Raw genomic sequence first — 23,275 nt, forward strand, 5'->3', positions numbered from 1 at the left:
TAAGGTTAAGCCTCACGGGTCATTAGTACCGGTTAGCTCAACGCATCGCTGCGCTTACACACCCGGCCTATCAACGTCGTCGTCTTCAACGTCCCTTCAGGACTCTCAAGGAGTCAGGGAGAACTCATCTCGGGGCAAGTTTCGTGCTTAGATGCTTTCAGCACTTATCTTTTCCGCACTTAGCTACCGGGCAATGCCATTGGCATGACAACCCGAACACCAGTGGTGCGTTCACTCCGGTCCTCTCGTACTAGGAGCAACCCCCCTCAATTCTCCAGCGCCCACGGCAGATAGGGACCGAACTGTCTCACGACGTTCTAAACCCAGCTCGCGTACCACTTTAAACGGCGAACAGCCGTACCCTTGGGACCTACTTCAGCCCCAGGATGTGATGAGCCGACATCGAGGTGCCAAACACCGCCGTCGATATGAACTCTTGGGCGGTATCAGCCTGTTATCCCCGGAGTACCTTTTATCCGTTGAGCGATGGCCCTTCCATTCAGAACCACCGGATCACTATGACCTGCTTTCGCACCTGCTCGAGCCGTCACTCTCGCAGTCAAGCCAGCTTATGCCATTGCACTAACCTCACGATGTCCGACCGTGATTAGCTGACCTTCGTGCTCCTCCGTTACGCTTTAGGAGGAGACCGCCCCAGTCAAACTACCCACCAGACACTGTCCGCACCCCGGATCACGGGGCCACGTTAGAACATCAAACATTAAAGGGTGGTATTTCAAGGTTGGCTCCACGCAGACTGGCGTCTGCGCTTCAAAGCCTCCCACCTATCCTACACATCAAGGCTCAATGTTCAGTGTCAAGCTGTAGTAAAGGTTCACGGGGTCTTTCCGTCTTGCCGCGGGTACACTGCATCTTCACAGCGAGTTCAATTTCACTGAGTCTCGGGTGGAGACAGCCTGGCCATCATTACGCCATTCGTGCAGGTCGGAACTTACCCGACAAGGAATTTCGCTACCTTAGGACCGTTATAGTTACGGCCGCCGTTTACCGGGGCTTCGATCAAGAGCTTCTCCTTGCGGATAACCCCATCAATTAACCTTCCGGCACCGGGCAGGCGTCACACCGTATACGTCCACTTTCGTGTTTGCACAGTGCTGTGTTTTTAATAAACAGTTGCAGCCAGCTGGTATCTTCGACTGGCTTCGGCTCGGGGAGCGAGTCCCTCCACCTACGCGCCAGCGTGCCTTCTCCCGAAGTTACGGCACCATTTTGCCTAGTTCCTTCACCCGAGTTCTCTCAAGCGCCTTGGTATTCTCTACCTGACCACCTGTGTCGGTTTGGGGTACGATTTTGTGTTACCTGATGCTTAGAGGCTTTTCCTGGAAGCAGGGCATTTATCACTTCAGCACCGTAGTGCCTCGTCGTCACGCCTCAGTGTAAAGTGAACCGGATTTGCCTGGAACACACACCTACACGCTTAAACCGGGACAACCGTCGCCCGGCTGATATAGCCTTCTCCGTCCCCCCTTCGCAGTAACACCAAGTACAGGAATATTAACCTGTTTCCCATCGACTACGCCTTTCGGCCTCGCCTTAGGGGTCGACTCACCCTGCTCCGATTAACGTTGAACAGGAACCCTTGGTCTTCCGGCGAGCGGGCTTTTCACCCGCTTTATCGTTACTTATGTCAGCATTCGCACTTCTGATACCTCCAGCATGCCTCACAGCACACCTTCGACGGCTTACAGAACGCTCCCCTACCCAACAACGCCTAAGCGTCGCTGCCGCAGCTTCGGTGCATGGTTTAGCCCCGTTACATCTTCCGCGCAGGCCGACTCGACCAGTGAGCTATTACGCTTTCTTTAAATGATGGCTGCTTCTAAGCCAACATCCTGGCTGTCTGTGCCTTCCCACATCGTTTCCCACTTAACCATGACTTTGGGACCTTAGCTGGCGGTCTGGGTTGTTTCCCTCTTCACGACGGACGTTAGCACCCGCCGTGTGTCTCCCGTGATAACATTCTTCGGTATTCGCAGTTTGCATCGGGTTGGTAAGCCGGGATGGCCCCCTAGCCGAAACAGTGCTCTACCCCCGAAGATGAGTTCACGAGGCGCTACCTAAATAGCTTTCGGGGAGAACCAGCTATCTCCCGGTTTGATTGGCCTTTCACCCCCAGCCACAGGTCATCCGCTAATTTTTCAACATTAGTCGGTTCGGTCCTCCAGTTAGTGTTACCCAACCTTCAACCTGCCCATGGCTAGATCACCGGGTTTCGGGTCTATACCCTGCAACTTAACGCCCAGTTAAGACTCGGTTTCCCTGCGGCTCCCCTATACGGTTAACCTTGCTACAGAATATAAGTCGCTGACCCATTATACAAAAGGTACGCAGTCACCCCCATAAAGAAGGCTCCCACTGCTTGTACGTACACGGTTTCAGGTTCTGTTTCACTCCCCTCGCCGGGGTTCTTTTCGCCTTTCCCTCACGGTACTGGTTCACTATCGGTCAGTCAGGAGTATTTAGCCTTGGAGGATGGTCCCCCCATATTCAGACAGGATACCACGTGTCCCGCCTTACTCATCGAGCTCACAGCATGTGTGCTTTTGTGTACGGGAGTATCACCCTGTACCCTGCGACTTTCCAGACGCTTCCACTAACACACAAGCTGATTCAGGCTCTGGGCTGCTCCCCGTTCGCTCGCCGCTACTGGGGGAATCTCGGTTGATTTCTTTTCCTCGGGGTACTTAGATGTTTCAGTTCCCCCGGTTCGCCTTGCAGCACTATGTATTCATGCTGCAATGATGCACTGAGTGCACCGGGTTTCCCCATTCGGACATCGACGGCTGTAGCGGTTCATATCACCTTACCGTCGCTTTACGCAGATTAGCACGTCCTTCATCGCCTCTGACTGCCAGGGCATCCACCGTGTACGCTTAGTCGCTTAACCTCACAACCCACAGGCGTTTTTCAACGCTGCGTGCTGCAAGCATTTGAGAGACTCGAACATATCGTGTTTTTCATTCTTATTACGGAGAATGAAAACGACATGTCGTTTCAATTTTCAGCTTGTTCCGGATTGTTAAAGAGCAAATATCTCAAACGCGGCTCCGCTGCTTACGCAGCCGAATCGGTTTTGAGATACTTCGTGGAGACACCTTTCACCTGTCACCAAGCAAGTGGCGTCCCCTAGGGGATTCGAACCCCTGTTGCCGCCGTGAAAGGGCGGAGTCCTAACCGCTAGACGAAGGGGACACGATAGTGTCGCGACTTCGCAGCCGTCTTGCTCATTACTTTTCTATCAGACAATCTGTGTGAGCACTACGCGGGAAGGTATCTTCAGGTAAGGAGGTGATCCAACCGCAGGTTCCCCTACGGTTACCTTGTTACGACTTCACCCCAGTCATGAATCACAAAGTGGTAAGCGCCCTCCCGAAGGTTAAGCTACCTACTTCTTTTGCAACCCACTCCCATGGTGTGACGGGCGGTGTGTACAAGGCCCGGGAACGTATTCACCGTGGCATTCTGATCCACGATTACTAGCGATTCCGACTTCACGGAGTCGAGTTGCAGACTCCGATCCGGACTACGACGCACTTTGTGAGGTCCGCTTGCTCTCGCGAGGTCGCTTCTCTTTGTATGCGCCATTGTAGCACGTGTGTAGCCCTACTCGTAAGGGCCATGATGACTTGACGTCATCCCCACCTTCCTCCGGTTTATCACCGGCAGTCTCCTTTGAGTTCCCGACCGAATCGCTGGCAACAAAGGATAAGGGTTGCGCTCGTTGCGGGACTTAACCCAACATTTCACAACACGAGCTGACGACAGCCATGCAGCACCTGTCTCAGCGTTCCCGAAGGCACCAATCCATCTCTGGAAAGTTCGCTGGATGTCAAGAGTAGGTAAGGTTCTTCGCGTTGCATCGAATTAAACCACATGCTCCACCGCTTGTGCGGGCCCCCGTCAATTCATTTGAGTTTTAACCTTGCGGCCGTACTCCCCAGGCGGTCGACTTAACGCGTTAGCTCCGGAAGCCACTCCTCAAGGGAACAACCTCCAAGTCGACATCGTTTACGGCGTGGACTACCAGGGTATCTAATCCTGTTTGCTCCCCACGCTTTCGCACCTGAGCGTCAGTCTTTGTCCAGGGGGCCGCCTTCGCCACCGGTATTCCTCCAGATCTCTACGCATTTCACCGCTACACCTGGAATTCTACCCCCCTCTACAAGACTCAAGCCTGCCAGTTTCAAATGCAGTTCCCAGGTTAAGCCCGGGGATTTCACATCTGACTTAACAGACCGCCTGCGTGCGCTTTACGCCCAGTAATTCCGATTAACGCTTGCACCCTCCGTATTACCGCGGCTGCTGGCACGGAGTTAGCCGGTGCTTCTTCTGCGGGTAACGTCAATCGACGCGGTTATTAACCACATCGCCTTCCTCCCCGCTGAAAGTACTTTACAACCCGAAGGCCTTCTTCATACACGCGGCATGGCTGCATCAGGCTTGCGCCCATTGTGCAATATTCCCCACTGCTGCCTCCCGTAGGAGTCTGGACCGTGTCTCAGTTCCAGTGTGGCTGGTCATCCTCTCAGACCAGCTAGGGATCGTCGCCTAGGTGGGCCATTACCCCGCCTACTAGCTAATCCCATCTGGGTTCATCCGATAGTGAGAGGCCCGAAGGTCCCCCTCTTTGGTCTTGCGACGTTATGCGGTATTAGCCACCGTTTCCAGTGGTTATCCCCCTCTATCGGGCAGATCCCCAGACATTACTCACCCGTCCGCCACTCGTCACCCAAGGAGCAAGCTCCTCTGTGCTACCGTCCGACTTGCATGTGTTAGGCCTGCCGCCAGCGTTCAATCTGAGCCATGATCAAACTCTTCAATTTAAGTTTGATTTGCTTAAACAAGTTAAGCGGTGCTCATCTGTAAAACGTCATAATGAATTTCATTATGTGTTCACTCGTGAGGCTTGATATTTTTTACGTCCGGAGACGCTGATATCAATCCTGCGAGTGCCCACACAGATTGTCTGATAAATTGTTAAAGAGCGGTGCCACATATTCCTGCGGCGCGGGTTGCGTATATTACGCTTTCCGCATTGTCAGTCAAGCGTTTATTTCTGCTTAACTCACTGGTTCGTATGATTTCGAACCTACTTAACCCGGCGCTTCGTAAGCCGTTGTGCCGTGTCAGTGGAGGCGCATTATAGGGAGTTCCCGGAAGCTGACAAGTGTTAATTTCAAATAAAATTCTGAGTGCTGATTTTTTCGACTAAAAGCCGTTAAACCGCCAGTTTTTCCAGCAATGGGAAGCCATAACGCCTTAAAACGGGGGTTAATTGTACAGCTTCACTATCCAGTTCAGTGCAGAATGCTACGTTATGTTGCGAAGAACGGACTTCGGGCGCCTCATGTTCCAGCAGCCATGCCGTACGTCGTGCTATCGCTGCACCGGAATCGATGAGTCGGGTCCCTTCCGGCAAAACCTGTTGTAGCTCATCACGCAGTAAAGGAAAGTGAGTGCAGCCCAATACTACCGTATCTGGCGGTTCAGCCATGCGCAGCCACGGCTGAACAATACGACGTACCTCTTCCAGTGCCACTTCCTCACCATGCAGTTTGGCTTCGGCCAGCTCCACCAGCTCCGCCGATCCCAGCATTTCGATGTTGCATGCGCCGGCAAACTGAGCCACCAGCTCATGAGTATAAGGACGACGCACCGTGGCACGCGTTGCCAGCAAGCCCACCACACCATTACGTGTCAGACGTGCCGCCGGTTTAATTGCCGGCACGACCCCCACTACCGGAAAAGCAAAGCGCTCACGTAAGGCGGGCAGCGAGACGGTACTGGCCGTATTACAGGCGATGATGACCAGAGAGAGCGGATAGCGCTGGGTAATGGCATCAACCATCGCCACCACGCGTTCCACGATAAAGGTTTCGCTTTTCTCGCCATAGGGAAAGCCGGCGTTATCGAAGGCGTAAAGATAGTGAAGATCCGGCAGCAGTTGACGAACCTCATCATAGACCGAAAGCCCACCGACGCCGGAGTCGAATACCAGCACGGTGGGGCGCAAATCAGAAGCTGTAGCTGCCGCTGAGGTAATACTCTCGTCCTGGGGTTTGATAGCCATACACTGTCTCGTAATCTTTATCGAACAGGTTGGCAATTCTACCACGAACCGTGAGTTGTGAAGTGACCGGATATGAGACGGCGAGATCCCACAGGCTAACCCCGCCCAGCTTCACCCGACGACTGGGCGAACTGTTGAAGTCGGTATCATAACGGTCGCCCAGATAGTGATAAGTCACTGACCAGTCAAAATCATACAGCGTCCAGTCAAGTTGATACTTCACCTGCTGTTTAGCACGACGAATCAGCGGCTGGTCGGTAGTGCCGTCGCGGGCATCGACATAATCATAGGAGAGCTGATGCGCCAGCGGCCCGGTATCAAAGGAAGCGGTCGCCTCAACACCTTTAATACGTGCCTGCTTAATGTTGTAGTAGCGATAGGTCGCCGGATCGCTATCAATCAGGTTATCGATATCGTTGCGATACCCTGATACGCGCCAGTTAACCGGTCCGCTCAGGCCTTCAAACCCGCCTTCCCATTGCTTACTCTTTTCCGGGTCGAGATCGCGATTACCATAAAAGGGGCTGTAGACCTGAGAGAGGTTCGGCGCCTTAAAAGCTGTCCCGTAAGAAGCAAAAGCACGGTAACCGGATATAAACTCCCAGCCAACGGCAGTCTGCCAGGTGTTGTGCCAGCCAAACTGGTTGTTATCGTCACCGCGTACTGCCCCTTCCAGCGTTACACTGCCAAACTGCTGCTGGCCGGTCAGATAGAGTCCCGCGTTGCGCTGCTCATAGCCCTCTGACAGAGTGTTGGTGCCCGGTTCGGTCGTCTCCTTTTGCCAGTCAACACCGGCGCTGATAGCGCCCTGCCCCACCTGCACGGTGTTACCCCATTGCAGATTGTACTGGGTGACATCATCGAAGGTAGATGCGGCGCCATAACGTCCATTGCGCGGATCGTAGTTAATATCTTTGGTGTGGCCATAGCTGGCGATCAGCTGCGTTGAATAGAAGTCTCGGTTAAAGCGTAAGCCGGTATCCCAGGTCTGGCTGTAAAGCTGACGGGTATCGGCCAGGCCGATGATGTTGGTGTAACTGGCATCGTAGCTCTCTGAGCCGTCGTAGGCGGTGCGATTATCAAAACCGTAGCCGCGCACAAAACCGCTGAGTTCATCACTGAACTGATGCTCAAGATTGCCATACAGCGTTTTGCTCATGAAGCCGTCACGGTCGTGTTGCGCCGGGCCATAATCGTTGGGATACCCCGCCACCACGTCATACCCTTTGGTATAGGTATAGTTACCCGCCAGGGTCAGCCTGGTTGCGTCGCCCAGCATCTGCTGCGTGGCACCATCGTAAGACTGGTAACCGTTGGACCCGACGCCCGCCGTCAGCGTGGTGCCCGGTTGCGCCCGGCCGGTAATGATATTGACCACGCCGCCAATCGCATCCGAACCGTAGACTGCTGAACGCGCGCCGCGGATATATTCAATCCGCTGCACCAGCGAAAGAGGAATCTGGCTGAGATCGGAGGAGCCGGAAATACCGGCCTGGTTGAGGCGAATACCATCAATCAGAATCAGAACGTGCCGGGACTCGGTGCCGCGGATAAACAGCGAACTCTGCTGTCCCATGCCGCCGCTTTGAGTAATGTCGACGCCGGGCAGACGACGCATCACATCGGTCAGGCTTTTGGCTTGCCAGCGATCGATCTCGTCACGCGTGACCACGGTAGTGGGTGCCAGCACGCTCGACACCGGCTGAGCAAAACGATTGGCAGTGACTATTTGCGTATCATCAATCCCCTGAGCAAAACCGTTTTGCGCCCAGAGAGAAACCGCCGTTGCACTAAAGGCGAACAGCGATGCGGTAGTTTTCGTCATTTTTAATTGCATCCAAAAGACAAAGCAGGATGCCGCAGGCATACAATCAATAGAACGCGATGATCGTACGAGTAGCGACGTCACACCGGCAGGTCTTCGGGCTGGGAACCATAAGTGGTGATGACTTCCCATCCCGCAGGACAGTGTCTGCAATTGCACTCACCACGACATTCCTTACCGCTGCGCGTCAGCTCCAGATTTACACTGGATTCCCTATTATCTCGGGCTTGAGGCCGGCGAACGCAGTCTACGGAGTGGTGGTTCGGAAGTCCAGACTTCTAAACTTCTTATCGCCGCAGGGCTGGACATCAGCAAGTGAATCCCTACAATCGCCCGCTGGTAAGCTATTAATCAGGACGGATCATGACTCCCGAACATCTCCCTATTGAACAATATGACGCGCAACTGGCGGAAAAAGTCAGTCGTTTAGTGACGATGATGACGCCATTTGCTGCGCCCGAGGTGGAGGTGTTCCGTTCACCGGTCAGCCACTATCGTATGCGTGCCGAGTTCCGGCTGTGGCACGATGGCGACGACATCTACCACATTATCTTTGATCAGCAGACCCGCGAGCGGATCCGTGTCGATCAGTTCCCGGCCGCCAGTAAGTTGATCAACCAGCTAATGCCGAAGATGATCGCGGCGATCCGCGATAATCGTACGCTGCGCCATAAACTGTTTCAGATCGATTACCTGTCGACCCTGAGCAATCAGATTGTTATCTCGCTGCTCTATCACCGTAAGCTGGATGACGCCTGGCAGCTGGCCGCCAGCGAACTGCGGGATCGGCTACGTGCAGAAGGTCTTGATGTACAGCTGATTGGCCGCGCGACCAAAACCAAAATCTGCCTCGATCGGGATTATGTGGATGAGCGTCTGCCGGTGGCGGGACGCGAGTTGATTTATCGCCAGGTTGAGAACAGCTTCACTCAGCCAAACGCAGCGATGAATATTCAGATGCTGGAATGGGCGCTGGATGTCACCCAGGGTTCGCAGGGCGATCTGCTGGAACTCTATTGCGGCAACGGCAACTTCTCACTGGCGCTGGCGCGTAATTTCCGCCGGGTGCTGGCCACCGAAATCGCCAAACCGTCAGTGGCATCAGCACAGTACAACATCGCTGCTAACCAGATTGATAATGTACAGATCATCCGTATGGCCGCCGAAGAGTTTACTCAGGCAATGAATGGCGTGCGCAGCTTTAATCGTCTGGAAGGGATTGATCTGACCAGCTACCAATGCGAGACGATTTTTGTCGATCCGCCGCGCAGTGGACTGGATGAAGAGACGGTGAAGATGGTGCAGGCCTATCCGCGCATCCTTTATATCTCCTGCAATCCGCAAACGCTGAGCGACAATCTGCAGACCCTGACGGAAACGCACGACGTGACGCGGCTGGCGCTGTTCGATCAGTTCCCCTACACCCACCATATGGAATGCGGCGTCCTGCTGACGCGCAAAGCATAAAAAAATGGGAACCTCAGGGTTCCCGTTTTTTACTCTCTCGCCTTTACTGATTGCGTTTGCGCTTAAAGCGCGTCGCAATCCAGAACACCAGCGCCACCATCAGAATGGTCGGGATGAAGTTCGAGCCAATATCGGGATATTCCGCCCGCACCAGCGCGCTGTAAACCAGAATCCCCAGCAGGAAAAACGCCGCTGCCAGTCCCGGCATACCGTCAGGCATGTTGGTGTTGAGATAACGCTGATGCAGGCACCAGGCCGCCAGGCCAAGCGCGATCAGCGGAAAAATCGAAAACGGAACAAAAGCGCTGAACAGCACGGAAAACGAGCCGTTAATGGCTAAACCGGTAATAAAAGCCAGTAACAATGTGCCTTTATCGCGGGAACTCGGGTGGGTCATGGCCTGATCCTTATTCATTGCTCTCGGGTTTTTCCAGGGTCACCGCCAGTCGTTCTTGTTCCCGGCGGTACCAGTAATAGGCGCCTTTGGCGATCATGCGTAATTGCAGCACCAGACGATCTTCCAGCTTACGGCGCTGTTCGGCATCGACATCCAGCGCCTCTGCGCCGGCGCTGAAGACGATGGTCACCATCGCTTCGGCCTGCGCTTCGGTAAAACTGCGCGGCATGCGATTTTCGACCTCAAGATAATCGGCCAGTTCAGCGATAAAATGCTGAATTTCACGCGCGACCGCAGCGCGGAAAGCGGCAGAGGTGCCGGAACGTTCACGCAGTAACAGGCGGAATGCGTTGGGATTGTTGCCGATGAACTCCATAAAGGTGGCAACCGAGGTTTTGATAATGCTGCCGCCCTTGGCAATACGCTGGCGTGCCTGGCGCATCAGTTGTCGCAACATCAGTCCACTTTCATCGACCATGGTCAGCCCCAGCTCATCAACATCCTTAAAATGTCGATAAAACGAGGTTGGGGCGATGCCCGCTTCACGGGCAACCTCTCGCAAACTCAGACTGGCAAAACTGCGTTCGGCGCTGAGCTGACTGAAAGCTGCTTCAATCAGTGTACGTCGTGTACGTTCTTTTTGTTGCGCTCTGACGCCCATTCTCTCTGCCTTTTGCGGTATTAAGCGGGCACTATAACAAAATTTTCAGCGTACAGAGTGGCAAACTTTGTCACCGCCTGTGAACCTCACTCTTTGCCAAACTGTGATGAAAATCGCTGATAGAATTCAGAAGTGCGCGGCGAGATGTTAGAATCTCGTTGTAAAAATGTATAAATAATAGGACGTATCGGTATGCAAAAGTCTTACGATTACGATGCCATTGTGATTGGCTCAGGACCCGGCGGTGAAGGTGCGGCGATGGGACTGGTGAAGCAGGGAGCGCGCATCGCAGTGATCGAACGCTACCACAACATCGGCGGCGGTTGTACGCACTGGGGCACCATTCCTTCTAAAGCACTTCGCCACGCCGTCAGTCGCATCATCGAATTTAACCAAAACCCGCTCTACAGCGATCACACCCGACTGCTCCGCTCCTCCTTCGCTGACATTCTTAATCACACTGAAAACGTGATCAGCCAGCAAACGGCAATGCGTCAGGGATTCTATGAGCGTAACCGCTGTGAGCTTTATCAGGGCGATGCCCGCTTTGTTGATGCCAACACCATTGAGATTGAACAACCTGATGGCACGCGTGAGCGCCTGACCGCTGAGAAATTCGTCATCGCCTGTGGGTCACGTCCTTACCATCCTGATGATGTCGATTTTACCCATCCGCGCGTCTATGACTCCGACTCCATTCTCAATCTGCATCACGAACCTGGCCACGTTATTATTTATGGCGCGGGCGTGATTGGCTGTGAATATGCGTCGATTTTCCGTGGTCTGAACGTCAAAGTTGACCTGATTAATACCCGCGATCGTCTGCTGGCGTTCCTGGATCAGGAGATGTCCGACTCGCTCTCTTATCACTTCTGGAACAGCGGCGTGGTGATTCGTCACAACGAAGAGTTTGAGAAGATCGAAGGGGTGGAAGATGGCGTGATTATCCATCTGAAATCGGGCAAGAAAGTGAAAGCGGACTGTCTGCTGTACGCCAACGGGCGTACCGGCAACACCGACTCGCTGTCGCTGGAGAATGTCGGACTGGAAGCGGATGGCCGTGGCCTGCTGAAAGTGAACAGCATGTACCAGACCGCGCAGCCACACATCTATGCGGTCGGTGACGTAATTGGTTATCCGAGCCTGGCCTCAGCGGCGTACGATCAGGGCCGGATTGCCGCACAGGCGATCATCAAAGGCGAAGCCTCGGCGCATCTGATTGAAGATATCCCAACCGGGATCTATACCATTCCGGAAATCAGCTCCGTCGGTAAAACCGAGCAGCAGCTGACGGCGATGAAGGTGCCTTACGAAGTGGGACGTGCGCAGTTTAAACATCTGGCGCGGGCGCAGATTGTCGGTATGAACGTCGGCAGCCTGAAGATCCTGTTCCACCGCGAAACCAAAGAGATCCTGGGAATTCACTGCTTTGGCGAACGAGCGGCCGAAATTATCCACATCGGTCAGGCGATCATGGAGCAGAAAAACGGTGGCAACACGATTGAGTACTTCGTGAATACCACCTTTAACTACCCTACCATGGCCGAAGCCTATCGCGTGGCGGCATTAAATGGCTTAAACCGCCTGTTTTAACGCCGTGTCGAAATGATGTTGCATGTGGGTTTTAATTGCCTCTGCCAGCTGTTCATAACGGCTGCGCAGAGGTGAACCCGGACGGTAGACCAGCGCGATAGTGCGCTGAGGGACCGGCTTGTAGCAAGGAAGATAGCAGACACCATCCCGAATACGTTCTGGCGGTACCGCCAGCGCCGGAAGCAGCGTAATCCCACTGCCTGCCGCCACCATATTGCGCAGCGTTTCAAGACTGGTAGCCCGGAAGTGGGTATCTTCATCCGCGCCCGCCTCAAAACAGAAGCCCATCGCCTGATCGCGCAGACAGTGACCATCTTCCAGCATCAGCAGTTTTTCGCCAGCCAGATCGGACATCGGCACACGATCGCGATCGCGCCACGGATGATCGGCATAGACCGCCAGCTTCATAGGCTCATCAAACAGCGGCACCTCAATAAAGGCTTCACTCTCTTTGACCAGCGCCAGAATGGCACAGTCCAGCTTGCCGCTATCGAGCTGGGCCAGTAACTGCTGGGTCTGCGCTTCATGCAGATACATTTCCAGTTTCGGGAATGTCTGATGCAGCATCGGAATAATTTGCGGCAGCAGATAGGGGCCAGTGGTCGGAATGAGGCCGATATGCAGCGGGCCTGACATCGCTTCCCCTTGCTGACTGGCCATCTCTTTCAGCACTTTCACTTCGCGCAGCACCGTTCGCGCCTGATCCACCAGCAGTAATCCCGCCTGAGTGAACAGCACTTTACGGCTGGTGCGCTCCAGCAGCATGACACCCAGCTCATCTTCCAGCTTACGGATCTGCCCGCTTAACGTAGGCTGACTGACATGACATGCATCCGCAGCGCGGCGAAAATGCCGGTGTTCAGCAAGCGAAACCAGATATTCAAGATCACGAATATTCATTATTACCCTCCAGACCACGATAGTCCGTGGCGATAGATAGAATAGCAATGAACGATTAGCCCTATCAAGGGTGGGCGGGAATAATGCACGCATCAAAATAAGCGGTTCGCCATTAAGGAGAAAAAATGTTTGCAAGTCAGGAAGGTAAAGCCGTTCCGCAGGTCACTTTTCACACCCGCCATGGCGATCGCTGGGTCGATATCACCACCGATGAACTGTTTAAAGATAAAACGGTAATCGTTTTCTCTCTGCCGGGTGCTTTTACACCGACCTGTTCATCCAGCCATCTGCCGCGTTACAACGAGCTGTCAGGTGTCTTTGCACAGCACGGCGTGGACAGCATTCTGTGTGTCTCCGTTAATGACACCTTTGTGATGAACGCGTGGAAAGCGGAACAGCGGGCGGAGAATATTACCTTTATTCCTGATGGCAACGGCGAATTTACCCGCGGCATGGAGATGCTGGTTGAGAAAGCCGATCTTGGCTTTGGCGCGCGCTCGTGGCGTTACTCGATGCTGGTCCGTAACGGCGTAGTGGAGAAAATGTTTGTCGAGCCTGACCAGCCAGGCGACCCGTTTGAAGTGTCAGATGCCGATACGATGCTGCGGTACCTGGCCCCGGAATATAAAGTGCAGGAATCCGTCTCGGTGTTTACCAAACCGGGCTGCCCGTTCTGCACTAAAGCAAAACAGCTGCTGTTGGACCACGGTATTCAGTTCGAAGAGATCGTGCTGGGACAGGATGCGACGACCGTTAGCCTGCGTGCCGTTTCTGGCCGGGCGACGGTGCCACAGGTGTTTATCGGTGGCCGTCATATTGGCGGCAGCGATGACCTGGAGCAGTTCCTGTTGTCAGCGTAAACCTATCACTGTGTCAGCCGGGAGTGCTGGCCCTTTGATGATGTGCCTATAAAAAAAGTAGTAATTCTGAAGCTAGAGGTTGGCGGGCATTTATGATGCCCGCTTTTTTTTGCCTGTTATTCGGACCCGATATTTTCTGCAAGACACCTTCCATTATTCCCTTAACGCCGCCGTAGCGCTGAAAGGATTAAGCTCCGCTCTATGAGTCGCCTGATGATTTTTTTTACCCTTGATTTTTTCCCGGTTATTTTCCATTCACATGGCCTTTAATGCTGTTTTTTCAATACCCTATGTCTCGCCCACAGACTGCCATCCGGAAATATCATCACAGGTATAACCCCCTATAAGTGGTAAACATGGCTTAACTATTATCCTGCTTTTAATTGACTTTGTTACAAAAAATTGCGTATCAATAATAATTGTAAATGACGAATCACCCCCCAATTAACATCACCTGGAAAAATCATATTTTCTGGCATATTTCAAAATGAGACCGAAATAATCGGCCAATTACGTGAATATAGTAAATCATCTATATACCGTGGCTCCGTTATTGATTATTGTTACCCCGCATTACATTAATCGTGCTGCCAAGGCGCGATTTTAATACACAGCAAATAAACTCAACATATATAAAGGAAATAATTATGCGTACATTATCTCATGAGGAATTGAACTCTGTAAGCGGTGGCGACCTGGCTGGTGCGCTGTTCGGCATGATGGACGGTGCCGCAACCGGCATGGCCATTGGCGGAAAATGGGGAACTGGCGGTGGCTGGATTGTTGGTGCAATTTCACAGCTGGTCGGCATTATCGTTCCGCCAATCATGGGTGGCGTAGTAGGTCTGGTCCTTGGCGCAGCAACAGATGTTGATACTGTGCGTGAAGTAATTGCAGATTACCGCACCACCTTCGGCCCAGGTAACACCAATTAATATCAGCTTTTTTGGTTAATCAGTTTAAATAAATAATTCAGGGCGGGATACTCTTTTAACATTAGATTATCACGCCCTTTTCTTATCTCTAATGAAGGAAAAAGCATGCGAGATTTATCGACGACTGAACTGCAGTTTGTCAGCGGCGCCGCGATTACGACAGATACCCTGACCACAATGGATCAGGTATTGAGTAATGTACTGGATGGCATGTCTACCGGCATGTCCCTGGGCGGTAAATTAGGTGGCGGCGGCGGTTTTATATTCGGTGCCCTCTCCCAGTTAGTAGGAATAATGGTCGGTCCGGTAATGGGTGGTGCATTGGGCCTGGCATCTTCATTAATAATTGGTTATGAACAGACGGGCGTATTACTCAACGACTATCGAAAAAGTTTTGGCGTTGAATAAAACTCCCCATCGCCAATACGCATTCGCAGGGCGAACCGAAAGCTTGCTGTCAAAATAATAAGCCCGACCAGTGTGAGGCGCTATCCCTGACAGTCCCCCCCAAGCGTCACGCCTTATGCTTAAGCCCTCACACGCTTTTCGAACAAAGAAATAAAGCTGGCAAAGCGTTCGCTTTGCCAGCAAATCCGTCTGTCTATTATTCGCTTAGCCTAGTTTTTGCTTCGCTTCCGCAATCGCCACCTGCTGAGGCGATACGCCGCCCTGCGCATTACACTTATCCAGACAGGATTACAGCGCCCGAATCGGATAGAGATCCTCTTCAATCGCCGCGCTGAACGGCTGTAACTGCGCCAGAGACAAGGCTTCCAGTACCACGCCCTGCCTGAAGGCTTCTCCCGCCACTTTTCCGACAATGTGCTGCACTTCGCGGAACGGCTCCTCTTTAGCGACCCGATCATCAGCCAGCCTGGCAGGATTGGCGTAACCCTGTCCGACGGCCTCATGACAACGTGGACGTATCATCTGCAGACTATCCAGCACCGGCTCAGGCAGGCGGTCGGGCGAGGTATCACGCTGATGAACGTCAACGCTGACCAGGCGGCGACGGCGCTGGCCTCCACTCCTGGAGCGGATTTAGTCCTGCTCTCCGACGTCAGCGGTATCCTCGACGGCAAAGGCCAGCGTATCGAAGAGATGACCGCCGACAATGCGGAACAACTGATTACCCAGGGCATCATTACCGATGGCATGATTGTGAAGGTCCACGCTGCGCTGGATGCGGCGCGTACGCTGGGCCGACCGGTGGATATCGCCAGCTGGCGTCATGCCGAGCGGCTGCCTGACCTGTTTAACGGCGTGCCGATTGGCACCCGGATTCTCGCTTAACGACTCTGATTCAAGGATTACGAAATGCAAACGCAAGGCATCAAAAAAATCGTTCTGGCTTACTCCGGTGGTCTTGATACGTCGGCCATCATTCCGTGGCTGAAAGAGAACTACGGCGGCTGTGAAGGGTGGCGTCTGGAAGAGGCAGAGGAGCAGAAGTACGGAGAGAGAAATTTAGCGGGCATGGAACATGCCCGCTTTTTTTGCCTGCCGGTTAAACCTGAGCGGCAGCGAATGTCAGAGAGTTAGGCTCCCGGCAGACCTTTCATGATGTCCAGCAGCAAACCTTCCGCCATAACCAGACCAGCGTCGTAACCAATATAAGGGCCATAAAAAGCACCTGCCACAGCACCGGTTAACGCTCCACCAAACATGCCGATTACGGCGGTAATACCGCCGCCGATGCCGATAACATCTTTGGAACTTGCACCACGACCACCTAAAATTGCCATTGTCCACGCCCCAAGTACAGCGCCACCAATTGCACACACGGTACCTTCTGCAATATTAGCCAGGATGTTATCGCTATAAGCACCGGAAACGGATTTCAGTTCAGAATCTTTTAATTGACGCATAATATATTGCCTGCTTATTAGTTCATAAAAATAACGTTTTGCTTTTTTGAATACTGATGATTATACGATGTCACCCGCAATAATCGTCTGCGCCAATTGGTTCGCTAATGGCAGACTATACGACAGAGAAACCAGTGCGCCGCCAATCACGCCGCCGACTCCGCCAATTATCGCACCACTCACCGCACCAACCAGTTGACCAATGACACCCAGCCCCAGCCAGCCCATGGCGTCCCCACCGTGCAGATAGCCAATGGAAGCACCGGCGACTGTAGCGGCAACGCCACCAATAATTGAGCTAGCCAGATGATCGCCGATAAAAAATGCAACGTCATTAGCTGTTGCAGCACCAGAAACAGATAAAGTCTCGTTAATTGTTAATTCACGCATAAGCCCTCCTGGCTCAAAAAGATCTTAAAAAAACACCTGTCGGTGTGGTTGTAAAATAACGCCATTTATTTTCTTAAGAAATAGTAAAAAGGCCATAAATGCACAAACTATTGCATTGACAAATAAAATGGAGATGTGGCAGGCAAATAAAAGAATATGGATTTTCTGCTAATTCACTGTCTGAAATCCTGCACTGAGAATAATTATAATCCACAGCCGGAAGTTAAGGGATAAAGGCTCAGACCAGGCCGGGAAGGAAGGGAGTTCAGGGCGACAGAGGCTGGCAAAGCGCAGGCTTTGCCAGCCCTTTTTTTAGAACAGACGCTGCTTCGCTTCCGCAATAGCAAATGCAACCTGCTGAGGCGATACGCCGCCCTGCGCATTACGCTTATCCAGGCAGGATTGCAGCGCCAGAATCGGATAGACATCCTCTTCAATCACCGCGCTGAACGGCTGTAACTGCGCCAGCGACAGGGCTTCCAGTGCCACGCCCTGCCTGATGGCCTCGACCACCACTTCGCCGACAATGTGATGCGCTTCACGGAACGGCACCCCTTTAGCGACCAGATAATCTGCCAGTTCAGTAGAGTTGGCGTAACCCTGCTCGGCGGCTTCCTGACAACGCGGACGCTTCACCTGCAGGCCATCCAGCACCAGCACCGACATATGCAGGCAGTCGAGCCAGGTATCGAGCGCGTCGAATAATCCCTCTTTGTCTTCCTGCATATCCTTGTTGTAAGCCAGCGGCAGGCCTTTCAACGTCATCATCATGCCGGTCAGTGCGCCCTGTACCCGGCCGCACTTGCCGCGGATCAGCTCCAGCGCATCCGGATTTTTCTTCTGTGGCATCAGCGATGAACCGGAGGTCACCTTATCGGACAGTTCGATAAAGCCCGCTTCACCGGTGTTGAAGAAGATCATATCTTCGGCGAAGCGCGACAGATGGACCATGCCGATCGCAGCGTCAGAGAGCAGTTCCAGCACATGGTCGCGGTCTGATACGGTATCCAGACTGTTGCGCGTGGCGGAAGCAAAGCCCAGCCAGCCCGCCAGTTGCTGACGATCAATTTCATACGCCGTACCGGCCAGCGCGCCACAGCCCAGCGGGCTGACGTCCAGCCGTTTCAGGGTATCCTGCAGGCGACTTTCATCCCGCGCCAGCATTTCCACATAGGCCAGGCACCAGTGCGCAAATGTCACCGGCTGCGCCCGCTGCAAGTGCGTGTAGCCCGGCATCACCGCATCCTGGTTAGCTTCAGCGGTCACTACCAGCGCCTGCTGTAGCTCACGCGTGGCGCCCAGCAGCGCCTCGACCTGCATTTTGCACCACAGCTTCAGATCGGTGGCGACCTGATCGTTACGGCTACGTCCGGTATGCAGTTTTTTTCCCAGCGATCCCACTTTGTCGATCAGCTGACCTTCAACCCAGCTATGGATATCTTCGGCGTCGCTCTGCAAAATCTGCTCAGGATTGGCGCGCACCGAGGCCAGCAAGTCATTCAGTGCCGCTTCCAGCTGCTGCTGTTCATCCTGTGTCAGGACATTGACCGTCACCAGCGCTTTGGACCAGGCGACCGAGCCAATGATGTCCTGCTCCGCCAGGCGGTAATCGAAGCGCAGCGAATCGTTGAACTGTTTGAAACGTTGATCTGCTGCCTGGGTAAACCGTCCACCCCAAAGTGCCATGGGAAACTCCTTTAAATCATTAAACAAAGGGCGGCATAAATGCCGCCCCTGAGCTCAAACGGTGAGGCGAGGCGCACCTCGCCTGAAGATTACTTCTTCTGCTCGTTCAGGGCGCGGATGCGCGAAGAGAGTGAGAACAGACGGATAAAGCCGCCAGCGTGACGGTGGTCGTAGACTTCGTCTTCGCCAAAGGTCGCGAACTCTTCAGAGTAGAGGCTGTTAGGTGAACGCTTCTGCGTCGCCGTTGCCTGACCCTTGTAGAGCTGCAGGACCACTTCGCCATTCACCTCTTCGGCCAGTGATTCTGCCGCCGCCTGAATTGACTTACGCAGCGGTGCGAACCAGCGACCGTCGTAGACCACGTAAGACATCTCCTGACCCAGCTGTTCACGCCATTTAAAGCTATCGCGATCCAGTACCAGCTGCTCAACCGCACGCAGCGCGTTAACCATGATGGTGCCGCCTGGGGTTTCATAACAGCCACGGGATTTGATGCCGACCAGACGGTTTTCGACGATATCGATCCGACCCACACCATGCTTCGCGCCGATTACATTGAGTTTTTCCAGACACTGGAACGGGCTCAGTTTTTCGCCGTTCACGGCCACGACCCGACCTTTCTCAACGGTCACCGTCACTTCTTCTGGCTGATCCGGCGCCTCTAAAGGATCGACGGTCCAGACCCAGCAATCTTTATTCGGAGCATTGGCCGGACTTTCCAGCACGCCGCCTTCGGTGGAGATGTGCCAGGCGTTTTCATCACGGCTGTAGATTTTTTCCAGCGACGCGGTGGTCGGGATGTTGCGCTCTTTCAGGTAGTCCAGCAGCGCTTCACGCGAACGCAGGTTCCATTCACGCCACGGCGCGACCACTTTCAGCTGCGGAGCCAGCGCGGTATAGGTGGTTTCGAAACGCACCTGGTCGTTACCTTTACCGGTTGCGCCATGACACAGTGCATCCGCGCCCACTTTCAGCGCCAGTTCAACCTGCGCTTTGGCGATGATAGGACGCGCCATTGAGGTGCCCAGCAGGTAGGTGCCTTCGTATAATGCGCCGGTCTGCAGGACCGGATAAACGTAATCGCTGATGAACTCTTCACGCAGATCAACCACGTGGCACTCAGAAGCACCAGACTGCAGCGCTTTCTTCTCTACGCCTTCCAGATCGCTGCGCTCCTGACCGATATCGGCCACAAACGCCACCACCTCACAGCCGCCGTAGTTCTCTTTCAGCCACGGAATGATGGCCGACGTATCAAGACCACCGGAGTAAGCCAGAACGATTTTTTTGATGCCTTGCGTTTGCATTTCGTAATCCTTGAATCAGAGTCGTTAAGCGAGAATCCGGGTGCCAATCGGCACGCCGTTAAACAGGTCAGGCAGCCGCTCGGCATGACGCCAGCTGGCGATATCCACCGGTCGGCCCAGCGTACGCGCCGCATCGAGCGCAGCGTGAACCTTCACAATCATGCCGTCGGTAATGATGCCCTGGGTAATCAGTTGTTCCGCTTTGTCGGCGGTCATCTCTTCGATACGCTGGCCTTTGCCGTCGAGGATACCGCTGACGTCGGAGAGCAGGACTAAATCCGCGCCAAGAGTGGAGGCCAGCGCCGTCGCCGCCTGGTCAGCGTTGACGTTCATCAGTTCGCCATCATCGGTGATACCGATAGAACTGACCACCGGCATATAGCCCGCCGCCAGCAGCGTGTTCATCAGCGCCGGATTACCCGGCATGGCGTGACCTACGTGGCCCAGTTCTTCATCAAACGGGGTAACGTTGACCATGCCGGCATCGCCCAGACAGAGCCCCACCGCGTTGATGCCGGTTTTTTTCGCCCACGCCAGCAGCGTTTTATTGGCGGTTCCCGCCAGCGCACCGGTAATAATGTCGATCTGATCGGCCGGTGTGACGCGCAGGCCATTCTTTTTCTTCACCGGCAACGCCAGCTTTTTCATCAGTTCATCCACCAGGCAACCGCCACCGTGGACAATAATCAGCGGGCGCTGATGGGCGCTGCGGTAGGTCAGCAGCGCATCAAACAGACGGGCCAGCGCTTCTTCGCTGTCTAACAGCACACCGCCCAGCTTGATAATCAATGGATTGGTCATGGTTTACTCGTCCGTTAAGTCAGTGACGTGGTTTCCGGAAAGCCGAAGCGAATATTCAGACACTGTACGGCCTGCGATGCGGCGCCTTTCAGCAGGTTATCTTCGGCTGCCACCACGATCAGGTGCTCGCCCTGTAGCTCAAAACCGATATCGCAATATGGCAGACCGACCACCGCTTTCAGTGCCGGCACACCCTGCTCGTAGAGCCGGACCAGAGGCTTATCGTGGTAGGCGCGCTGGAATACTGCCGCCACATCCTCGCGGCTCACGCCCGGATTTAACCGGCAGGTAATGGTCGCCAGAATGCCGCGCGAGAAGTTGCCCAGATGAGGCGTGAAAATTACCGGCGTGCCGAGATGGGCGACGATTTCCGGGTGATGACGATGATTGAACAAGCCGTAAGGCTGCAGGCTGACTTCGCAGAAGCTGGTGCCGACGCTGGCTTTACGCCCTGCGCCACTCACGCCGCTGGTGGCGTTGATCACCGGCCACTGTGCCTCGTTTAGCAGCCCGGCATCCACCAGCGGTTTCAGTGCCAGCTGAGCCGCGGTCGGGTAACAACCCGGTACCGCCACCAGCTGCGCCTGTTTGATCTGCTGATGCTGATATTCCGCCAGGCCATACACCGCTTTATCCAGCCAGTCGCCATGCTGATGGGTGAAGCCGTAGAAGCGGGTATAAAACGCAGGATCATTGACGCGGAAGGCGCCGGACAGGTCAAAGACCACACAACCGGCCTTGAGAAATTCCGGAGCCAGATCGTGGCTGACTTCATGGGCCGTAGCCAGGAATACCACATCCACTTTATCTGCCCATTCCGACGCATGGCTCAGCGGCTGCAGCGGCAGATCCACCACGCCTTTCAGCTGAGGATGCAGATCGGACAAGCGCTTACCCGCATCAGGACTTTGCGCCGAAACCGCTAAAGCGGTTATGTTGATATCTGGATGGCGATTCAGGAAGGTGGCGAGCTCTACGCCAGCGTAACCACTGGCACCCACGATCAGCGTATTCAACATCAGGCTGTAACCCTTTTTACAGTCACACGTTCCGGGTCGCGGCCTTGCCCCGTTGCCCACAATGCCGTTTGCAGCGATTTCTGGTTCACATGCAGACGACGTTAATGTATTTTTATTCACTATTAATGCATGAATATTGATACATCCTAACTCAAGGACCGTCAACAGTGAAGACAAAATTACCGCCTTTTATCGAACTCTACCGCCAGTTGATCGCCACACCGTCGATCAGCGCAACCGATGCCGCACTGGACCAGAGTAATGAAACTTTAATCAATTTGCTGGCTGGCTGGTTTCGTGACCTCGGCTTCAGCGTTGAAGTGCAGCCGGTTCCCGGTACCCGCAATAAATTTAATATGCTGGCCCGAACCGGCAGCGGCGCAGGCGGCCTGCTGTTAGCCGGTCATACGGATACCGTTCCGTTCGACGATGGTCGCTGGACCCGCGATCCATTCACCCTGACCGAACACGACAACAAGCTCTACGGGCTGGGCACAGCAGACATGAAAGGCTTCTTCGCCTTTATTCTCGACACGCTGCGCGATGTGGATGTGACGACGCTGAGCAAACCGCTCTATATCCTTGCCACCGCCGATGAAGAGACCACCATGGCCGGCGCGAAATATTTTTCTGAATCGACCCAGCTGCGTCCGGACTGCGCCATCATTGGCGAGCCGACCTCCCTAAAGCCGGTTCGGGCGCACAAAGGGCACCTGTCGAACGTGATCCGCATTGAAGGCAAGTCGGGCCACTCCAGCGATCCGGCGCGCGGCGTTAACGCCATTGAACTGATGCATGAATCGATCACCCATCTGATGCAGCTGCGCCATACGCTGCAGGAGCGTTACCACCACGACGGCTTCGCGATTCCCTATCCCACCATGAACTTCGGGCATATCCACGGCGGCGATGCGGCTAACCGTATCTGCGCCTGCTGTGAACTGCATATGGATATCCGACCTTTGCCGGGCTTATCACTCAGCGATCTGGATGGGCTGCTGAACGAGGCACTGGCGCCGGTCAGCGCGCGCTGGCCTGGTCGTGTAACGGTCGCCGAGCTGCATCCGCCTATTCCGGGTTATGAATGTCCGGCGAACCATGAACTGGTCAGCGTGGTGGAAAAACTGCTGGGCACGCCAACCGAAGTGGTGAACTACTGCACCGAAGCACCGTTTATTCAGCAGCTCTGCCCGACGCTGGTACTGGGGCCAGGCTCCATTAATCAGGCGCATCAGCCAGACGAATTTATTGATACCGCATTTATTAAGCCGACACGGGCGCTTATCAGTCAGGTTGTGCAGCATTTTTGTCACTGATTAACAATAAATGGGGCATTTCACTGCGATAACGGTAAAATGCCCTGTCATTCTGCGGCATTTAACAATAAGAATAACTTATCCCGCTCCGCTCCTGATAAATTCCATGAATTTCGGACAGTTAGCCACACGTTCGCCCCACTTTAACTCATTTGACGT

The 23,275-nt window shown here is 54.0% G+C and carries 17 protein-coding genes, 1 tRNA gene, 2 rRNA genes, 3 pseudogenes and 1 riboswitch; of the genes and pseudogenes, 8 read left to right on the top strand and 15 right to left on the bottom strand.

The window, feature by feature from the left end; genetic code table 11:
* Window position 1 precedes the first annotated feature (1 nt).
* The 5 genes from ACX3P5_RS18015 to btuB all read right to left on the bottom strand — a co-directional run bounded on the left by ACX3P5_RS18015 (window position 2) and on the right by btuB (window position 7,916).
* Window positions 2-2,908, bottom strand: a 23S ribosomal RNA gene (locus ACX3P5_RS18015).
* A gap of 230 nt (window positions 2,909-3,138) precedes the next feature.
* Window positions 3,139-3,213, bottom strand: a tRNA-Glu gene (locus ACX3P5_RS18020).
* An 89-nt stretch (window positions 3,214-3,302) separates the two neighbouring features.
* Window positions 3,303-4,844 (bottom strand): 16S ribosomal RNA (locus tag ACX3P5_RS18025).
* The 16S and 23S rRNA genes sit together here with 1 tRNA gene alongside, the layout of an rRNA operon.
* Window positions 4,845-5,239: 395 nt before the next feature.
* Window positions 5,240-6,091, bottom strand: coding sequence for a glutamate racemase (gene murI, locus ACX3P5_RS18030; protein ID WP_336757275.1), 852 nt, complete (start codon window positions 6,089-6,091; stop codon window positions 5,240-5,242).
* Complete coding sequence (btuB, locus tag ACX3P5_RS18035) at window positions 6,036-7,916, bottom strand: TonB-dependent vitamin B12 receptor BtuB (protein ID WP_458969072.1); 1,881 nt, start codon at window positions 7,914-7,916, stop codon at window positions 6,036-6,038. The genes murI and btuB overlap by 56 nt, the downstream gene beginning before the upstream one ends.
* A gap of 70 nt (window positions 7,917-7,986) precedes the next feature.
* Window positions 7,987-8,168, bottom strand: a riboswitch (cobalamin riboswitch).
* A gap of 111 nt (window positions 8,169-8,279) precedes the next feature.
* On the opposite strand from btuB, the gene trmA reads away from it, so the two are divergent.
* On the top strand, window positions 8,280-9,383 hold the full coding sequence (gene trmA, locus ACX3P5_RS18040) for a tRNA (uridine(54)-C5)-methyltransferase TrmA (RefSeq protein WP_458969073.1): 1,104 nt from the start codon (window positions 8,280-8,282) through the stop codon (window positions 9,381-9,383).
* Window positions 9,384-9,426: 43 nt separating this feature from the next.
* Here the strand turns inward: trmA and ACX3P5_RS18045 are convergent, their stop codons facing one another.
* On the bottom strand, window positions 9,427-9,780 hold the full coding sequence (locus tag ACX3P5_RS18045) for a YijD family membrane protein (protein WP_031377633.1): 354 nt from the start codon (window positions 9,778-9,780) through the stop codon (window positions 9,427-9,429).
* Window positions 9,781-9,790: 10 nt separating this feature from the next.
* Window positions 9,791-10,441, bottom strand: a complete 651-nt coding sequence (gene fabR, locus ACX3P5_RS18050) for an HTH-type transcriptional repressor FabR (protein WP_094119953.1) — start codon at window positions 10,439-10,441, stop codon at window positions 9,791-9,793.
* A gap of 192 nt (window positions 10,442-10,633) precedes the next feature.
* Between fabR and sthA the strand changes: the two genes are divergently transcribed.
* Window positions 10,634-12,034 (top strand): Si-specific NAD(P)(+) transhydrogenase, encoded by a 1,401-nt coding sequence (gene sthA, locus ACX3P5_RS18055; protein ID WP_233986297.1) that lies wholly within the window; start codon window positions 10,634-10,636, stop codon window positions 12,032-12,034.
* Here the strand turns inward: sthA and oxyR are convergent.
* Window positions 12,017-12,934 carry a DNA-binding transcriptional regulator OxyR gene (gene oxyR, locus ACX3P5_RS18060; protein WP_031377635.1) on the bottom strand — a complete coding sequence of 306 codons (918 nt, stop codon included), beginning with the start codon at window positions 12,932-12,934 and terminating at the stop codon, window positions 12,017-12,019. The two genes, sthA and oxyR, sit on opposite strands and share 18 nt — an antisense overlap.
* Before the next feature lie 125 nt (window positions 12,935-13,059).
* Between oxyR and ACX3P5_RS18065 the strand changes: the two genes are divergently transcribed.
* The 3 genes from ACX3P5_RS18065 to ACX3P5_RS18075 all read left to right on the top strand — a co-directional run bounded on the left by ACX3P5_RS18065 (window position 13,060) and on the right by ACX3P5_RS18075 (window position 15,137).
* Window positions 13,060-13,794, top strand: a complete 735-nt coding sequence (locus ACX3P5_RS18065) for a glutathione peroxidase (RefSeq protein WP_336757272.1) — start codon at window positions 13,060-13,062, stop codon at window positions 13,792-13,794.
* Window positions 13,795-14,441: 647 nt separating this feature from the next.
* Window positions 14,442-14,729, top strand: coding sequence for a DUF5862 family protein (locus tag ACX3P5_RS18070; protein ID WP_336757271.1), 288 nt, complete (start codon window positions 14,442-14,444; stop codon window positions 14,727-14,729).
* Window positions 14,730-14,834: 105 nt separating this feature from the next.
* Window positions 14,835-15,137 (top strand): DUF5862 family protein, encoded by a 303-nt coding sequence (locus ACX3P5_RS18075; protein ID WP_458969074.1) that lies wholly within the window; start codon window positions 14,835-14,837, stop codon window positions 15,135-15,137.
* Between the two features lie 204 nt (window positions 15,138-15,341).
* Here the strand turns inward: ACX3P5_RS18075 and ACX3P5_RS18080 are convergent.
* Window positions 15,342-15,677: pseudogene (locus tag ACX3P5_RS18080) on the bottom strand (argininosuccinate lyase); the annotation flags it as partial.
* 33 nt (window positions 15,678-15,710) lie between these two features.
* On the opposite strand from ACX3P5_RS18080, the pseudogene ACX3P5_RS18085 reads away from it, so the two are divergent.
* Both ACX3P5_RS18085 and ACX3P5_RS18090 read left to right on the top strand, forming a co-directional pair.
* A pseudogene (locus ACX3P5_RS18085) lies at window positions 15,711-16,022 on the top strand (amino acid kinase family protein); the annotation flags it as partial.
* Window positions 16,023-16,046: 24 nt separating this feature from the next.
* Window positions 16,047-16,148 (top strand): annotated as a pseudogene (locus ACX3P5_RS18090) (argininosuccinate synthase domain-containing protein); the annotation flags it as partial.
* Window positions 16,149-16,267: 119 nt separating this feature from the next.
* Here the strand turns inward: ACX3P5_RS18090 and ACX3P5_RS18095 are convergent.
* The 6 genes from ACX3P5_RS18095 to argC all read right to left on the bottom strand — a co-directional run bounded on the left by ACX3P5_RS18095 (window position 16,268) and on the right by argC (window position 21,800).
* A complete protein-coding gene (locus ACX3P5_RS18095) occupies window positions 16,268-16,597 on the bottom strand; it encodes a hypothetical protein (RefSeq protein WP_233986277.1) in 330 nt (109 codons plus the stop codon).
* A 60-nt stretch (window positions 16,598-16,657) separates the two neighbouring features.
* The gene (locus ACX3P5_RS18100; RefSeq protein WP_233986268.1) at window positions 16,658-16,987 is read right to left on the bottom strand and encodes a colicin V synthesis protein; all 330 of its coding nucleotides are present in this window, start codon (window positions 16,985-16,987) and stop codon (window positions 16,658-16,660) included.
* A gap of 312 nt (window positions 16,988-17,299) precedes the next feature.
* Complete coding sequence (gene argH, locus ACX3P5_RS18105; protein WP_233986266.1) at window positions 17,300-18,673, bottom strand: argininosuccinate lyase; 1,374 nt, start codon at window positions 18,671-18,673, stop codon at window positions 17,300-17,302.
* Window positions 18,674-18,762: 89 nt separating this feature from the next.
* Window positions 18,763-19,980, bottom strand: a complete 1,218-nt coding sequence (locus ACX3P5_RS18110; RefSeq protein ID WP_031377640.1) for an argininosuccinate synthase — start codon at window positions 19,978-19,980, stop codon at window positions 18,763-18,765.
* Window positions 19,981-20,004: 24 nt separating this feature from the next.
* Window positions 20,005-20,781, bottom strand: a complete 777-nt coding sequence (argB, locus tag ACX3P5_RS18115) for an acetylglutamate kinase (RefSeq protein WP_031377641.1) — start codon at window positions 20,779-20,781, stop codon at window positions 20,005-20,007.
* 14 nt (window positions 20,782-20,795) lie between these two features.
* Complete coding sequence (argC, locus tag ACX3P5_RS18120; protein ID WP_458969075.1) at window positions 20,796-21,800, bottom strand: N-acetyl-gamma-glutamyl-phosphate reductase; 1,005 nt, start codon at window positions 21,798-21,800, stop codon at window positions 20,796-20,798.
* 167 nt (window positions 21,801-21,967) lie between these two features.
* Between argC and argE the strand changes: the two genes are divergently transcribed.
* Window positions 21,968-23,116, top strand: a complete 1,149-nt coding sequence (gene argE / locus ACX3P5_RS18125; RefSeq protein WP_233986237.1) for an acetylornithine deacetylase — start codon at window positions 21,968-21,970, stop codon at window positions 23,114-23,116.
* Window positions 23,117-23,275 lie beyond the last annotated feature (159 nt).

Source organism: Pantoea sp. S-LA4 (genome assembly GCF_054482835.1).

Coding starts and splice junctions, on each gene's coding strand:
- murI (WP_336757275.1), bottom strand. CDS start 6,091: ATGGCTATCAAACCCCAGGACGAGAGTATTACCTCAGCGGCAGCTACA.
- btuB (WP_458969072.1), bottom strand. CDS start 7,916: ATGACGAAAACTACCGCATCGCTGTTCGCCTTTAGTGCAACGGCGGTT.
- trmA (WP_458969073.1), top strand. CDS start 8,280: ATGACTCCCGAACATCTCCCTATTGAACAATATGACGCGCAACTGGCG.
- ACX3P5_RS18045 (WP_031377633.1), bottom strand. CDS start 9,780: ATGACCCACCCGAGTTCCCGCGATAAAGGCACATTGTTACTGGCTTTT.
- fabR (WP_094119953.1), bottom strand. CDS start 10,441: ATGGGCGTCAGAGCGCAACAAAAAGAACGTACACGACGTACACTGATT.
- sthA (WP_233986297.1), top strand. CDS start 10,634: ATGCAAAAGTCTTACGATTACGATGCCATTGTGATTGGCTCAGGACCC.
- oxyR (WP_031377635.1), bottom strand. CDS start 12,934: ATGAATATTCGTGATCTTGAATATCTGGTTTCGCTTGCTGAACACCGG.
- ACX3P5_RS18065 (WP_336757272.1), top strand. CDS start 13,060: ATGTTTGCAAGTCAGGAAGGTAAAGCCGTTCCGCAGGTCACTTTTCAC.
- ACX3P5_RS18070 (WP_336757271.1), top strand. CDS start 14,442: ATGCGTACATTATCTCATGAGGAATTGAACTCTGTAAGCGGTGGCGAC.
- ACX3P5_RS18075 (WP_458969074.1), top strand. CDS start 14,835: ATGCGAGATTTATCGACGACTGAACTGCAGTTTGTCAGCGGCGCCGCG.
- ACX3P5_RS18095 (WP_233986277.1), bottom strand. CDS start 16,597: ATGCGTCAATTAAAAGATTCTGAACTGAAATCCGTTTCCGGTGCTTAT.
- ACX3P5_RS18100 (WP_233986268.1), bottom strand. CDS start 16,987: ATGCGTGAATTAACAATTAACGAGACTTTATCTGTTTCTGGTGCTGCA.
- argH (WP_233986266.1), bottom strand. CDS start 18,673: ATGGCACTTTGGGGTGGACGGTTTACCCAGGCAGCAGATCAACGTTTC.
- ACX3P5_RS18110 (WP_031377640.1), bottom strand. CDS start 19,980: ATGCAAACGCAAGGCATCAAAAAAATCGTTCTGGCTTACTCCGGTGGT.
- argB (WP_031377641.1), bottom strand. CDS start 20,781: ATGACCAATCCATTGATTATCAAGCTGGGCGGTGTGCTGTTAGACAGC.
- argC (WP_458969075.1), bottom strand. CDS start 21,800: ATGTTGAATACGCTGATCGTGGGTGCCAGTGGTTACGCTGGCGTAGAG.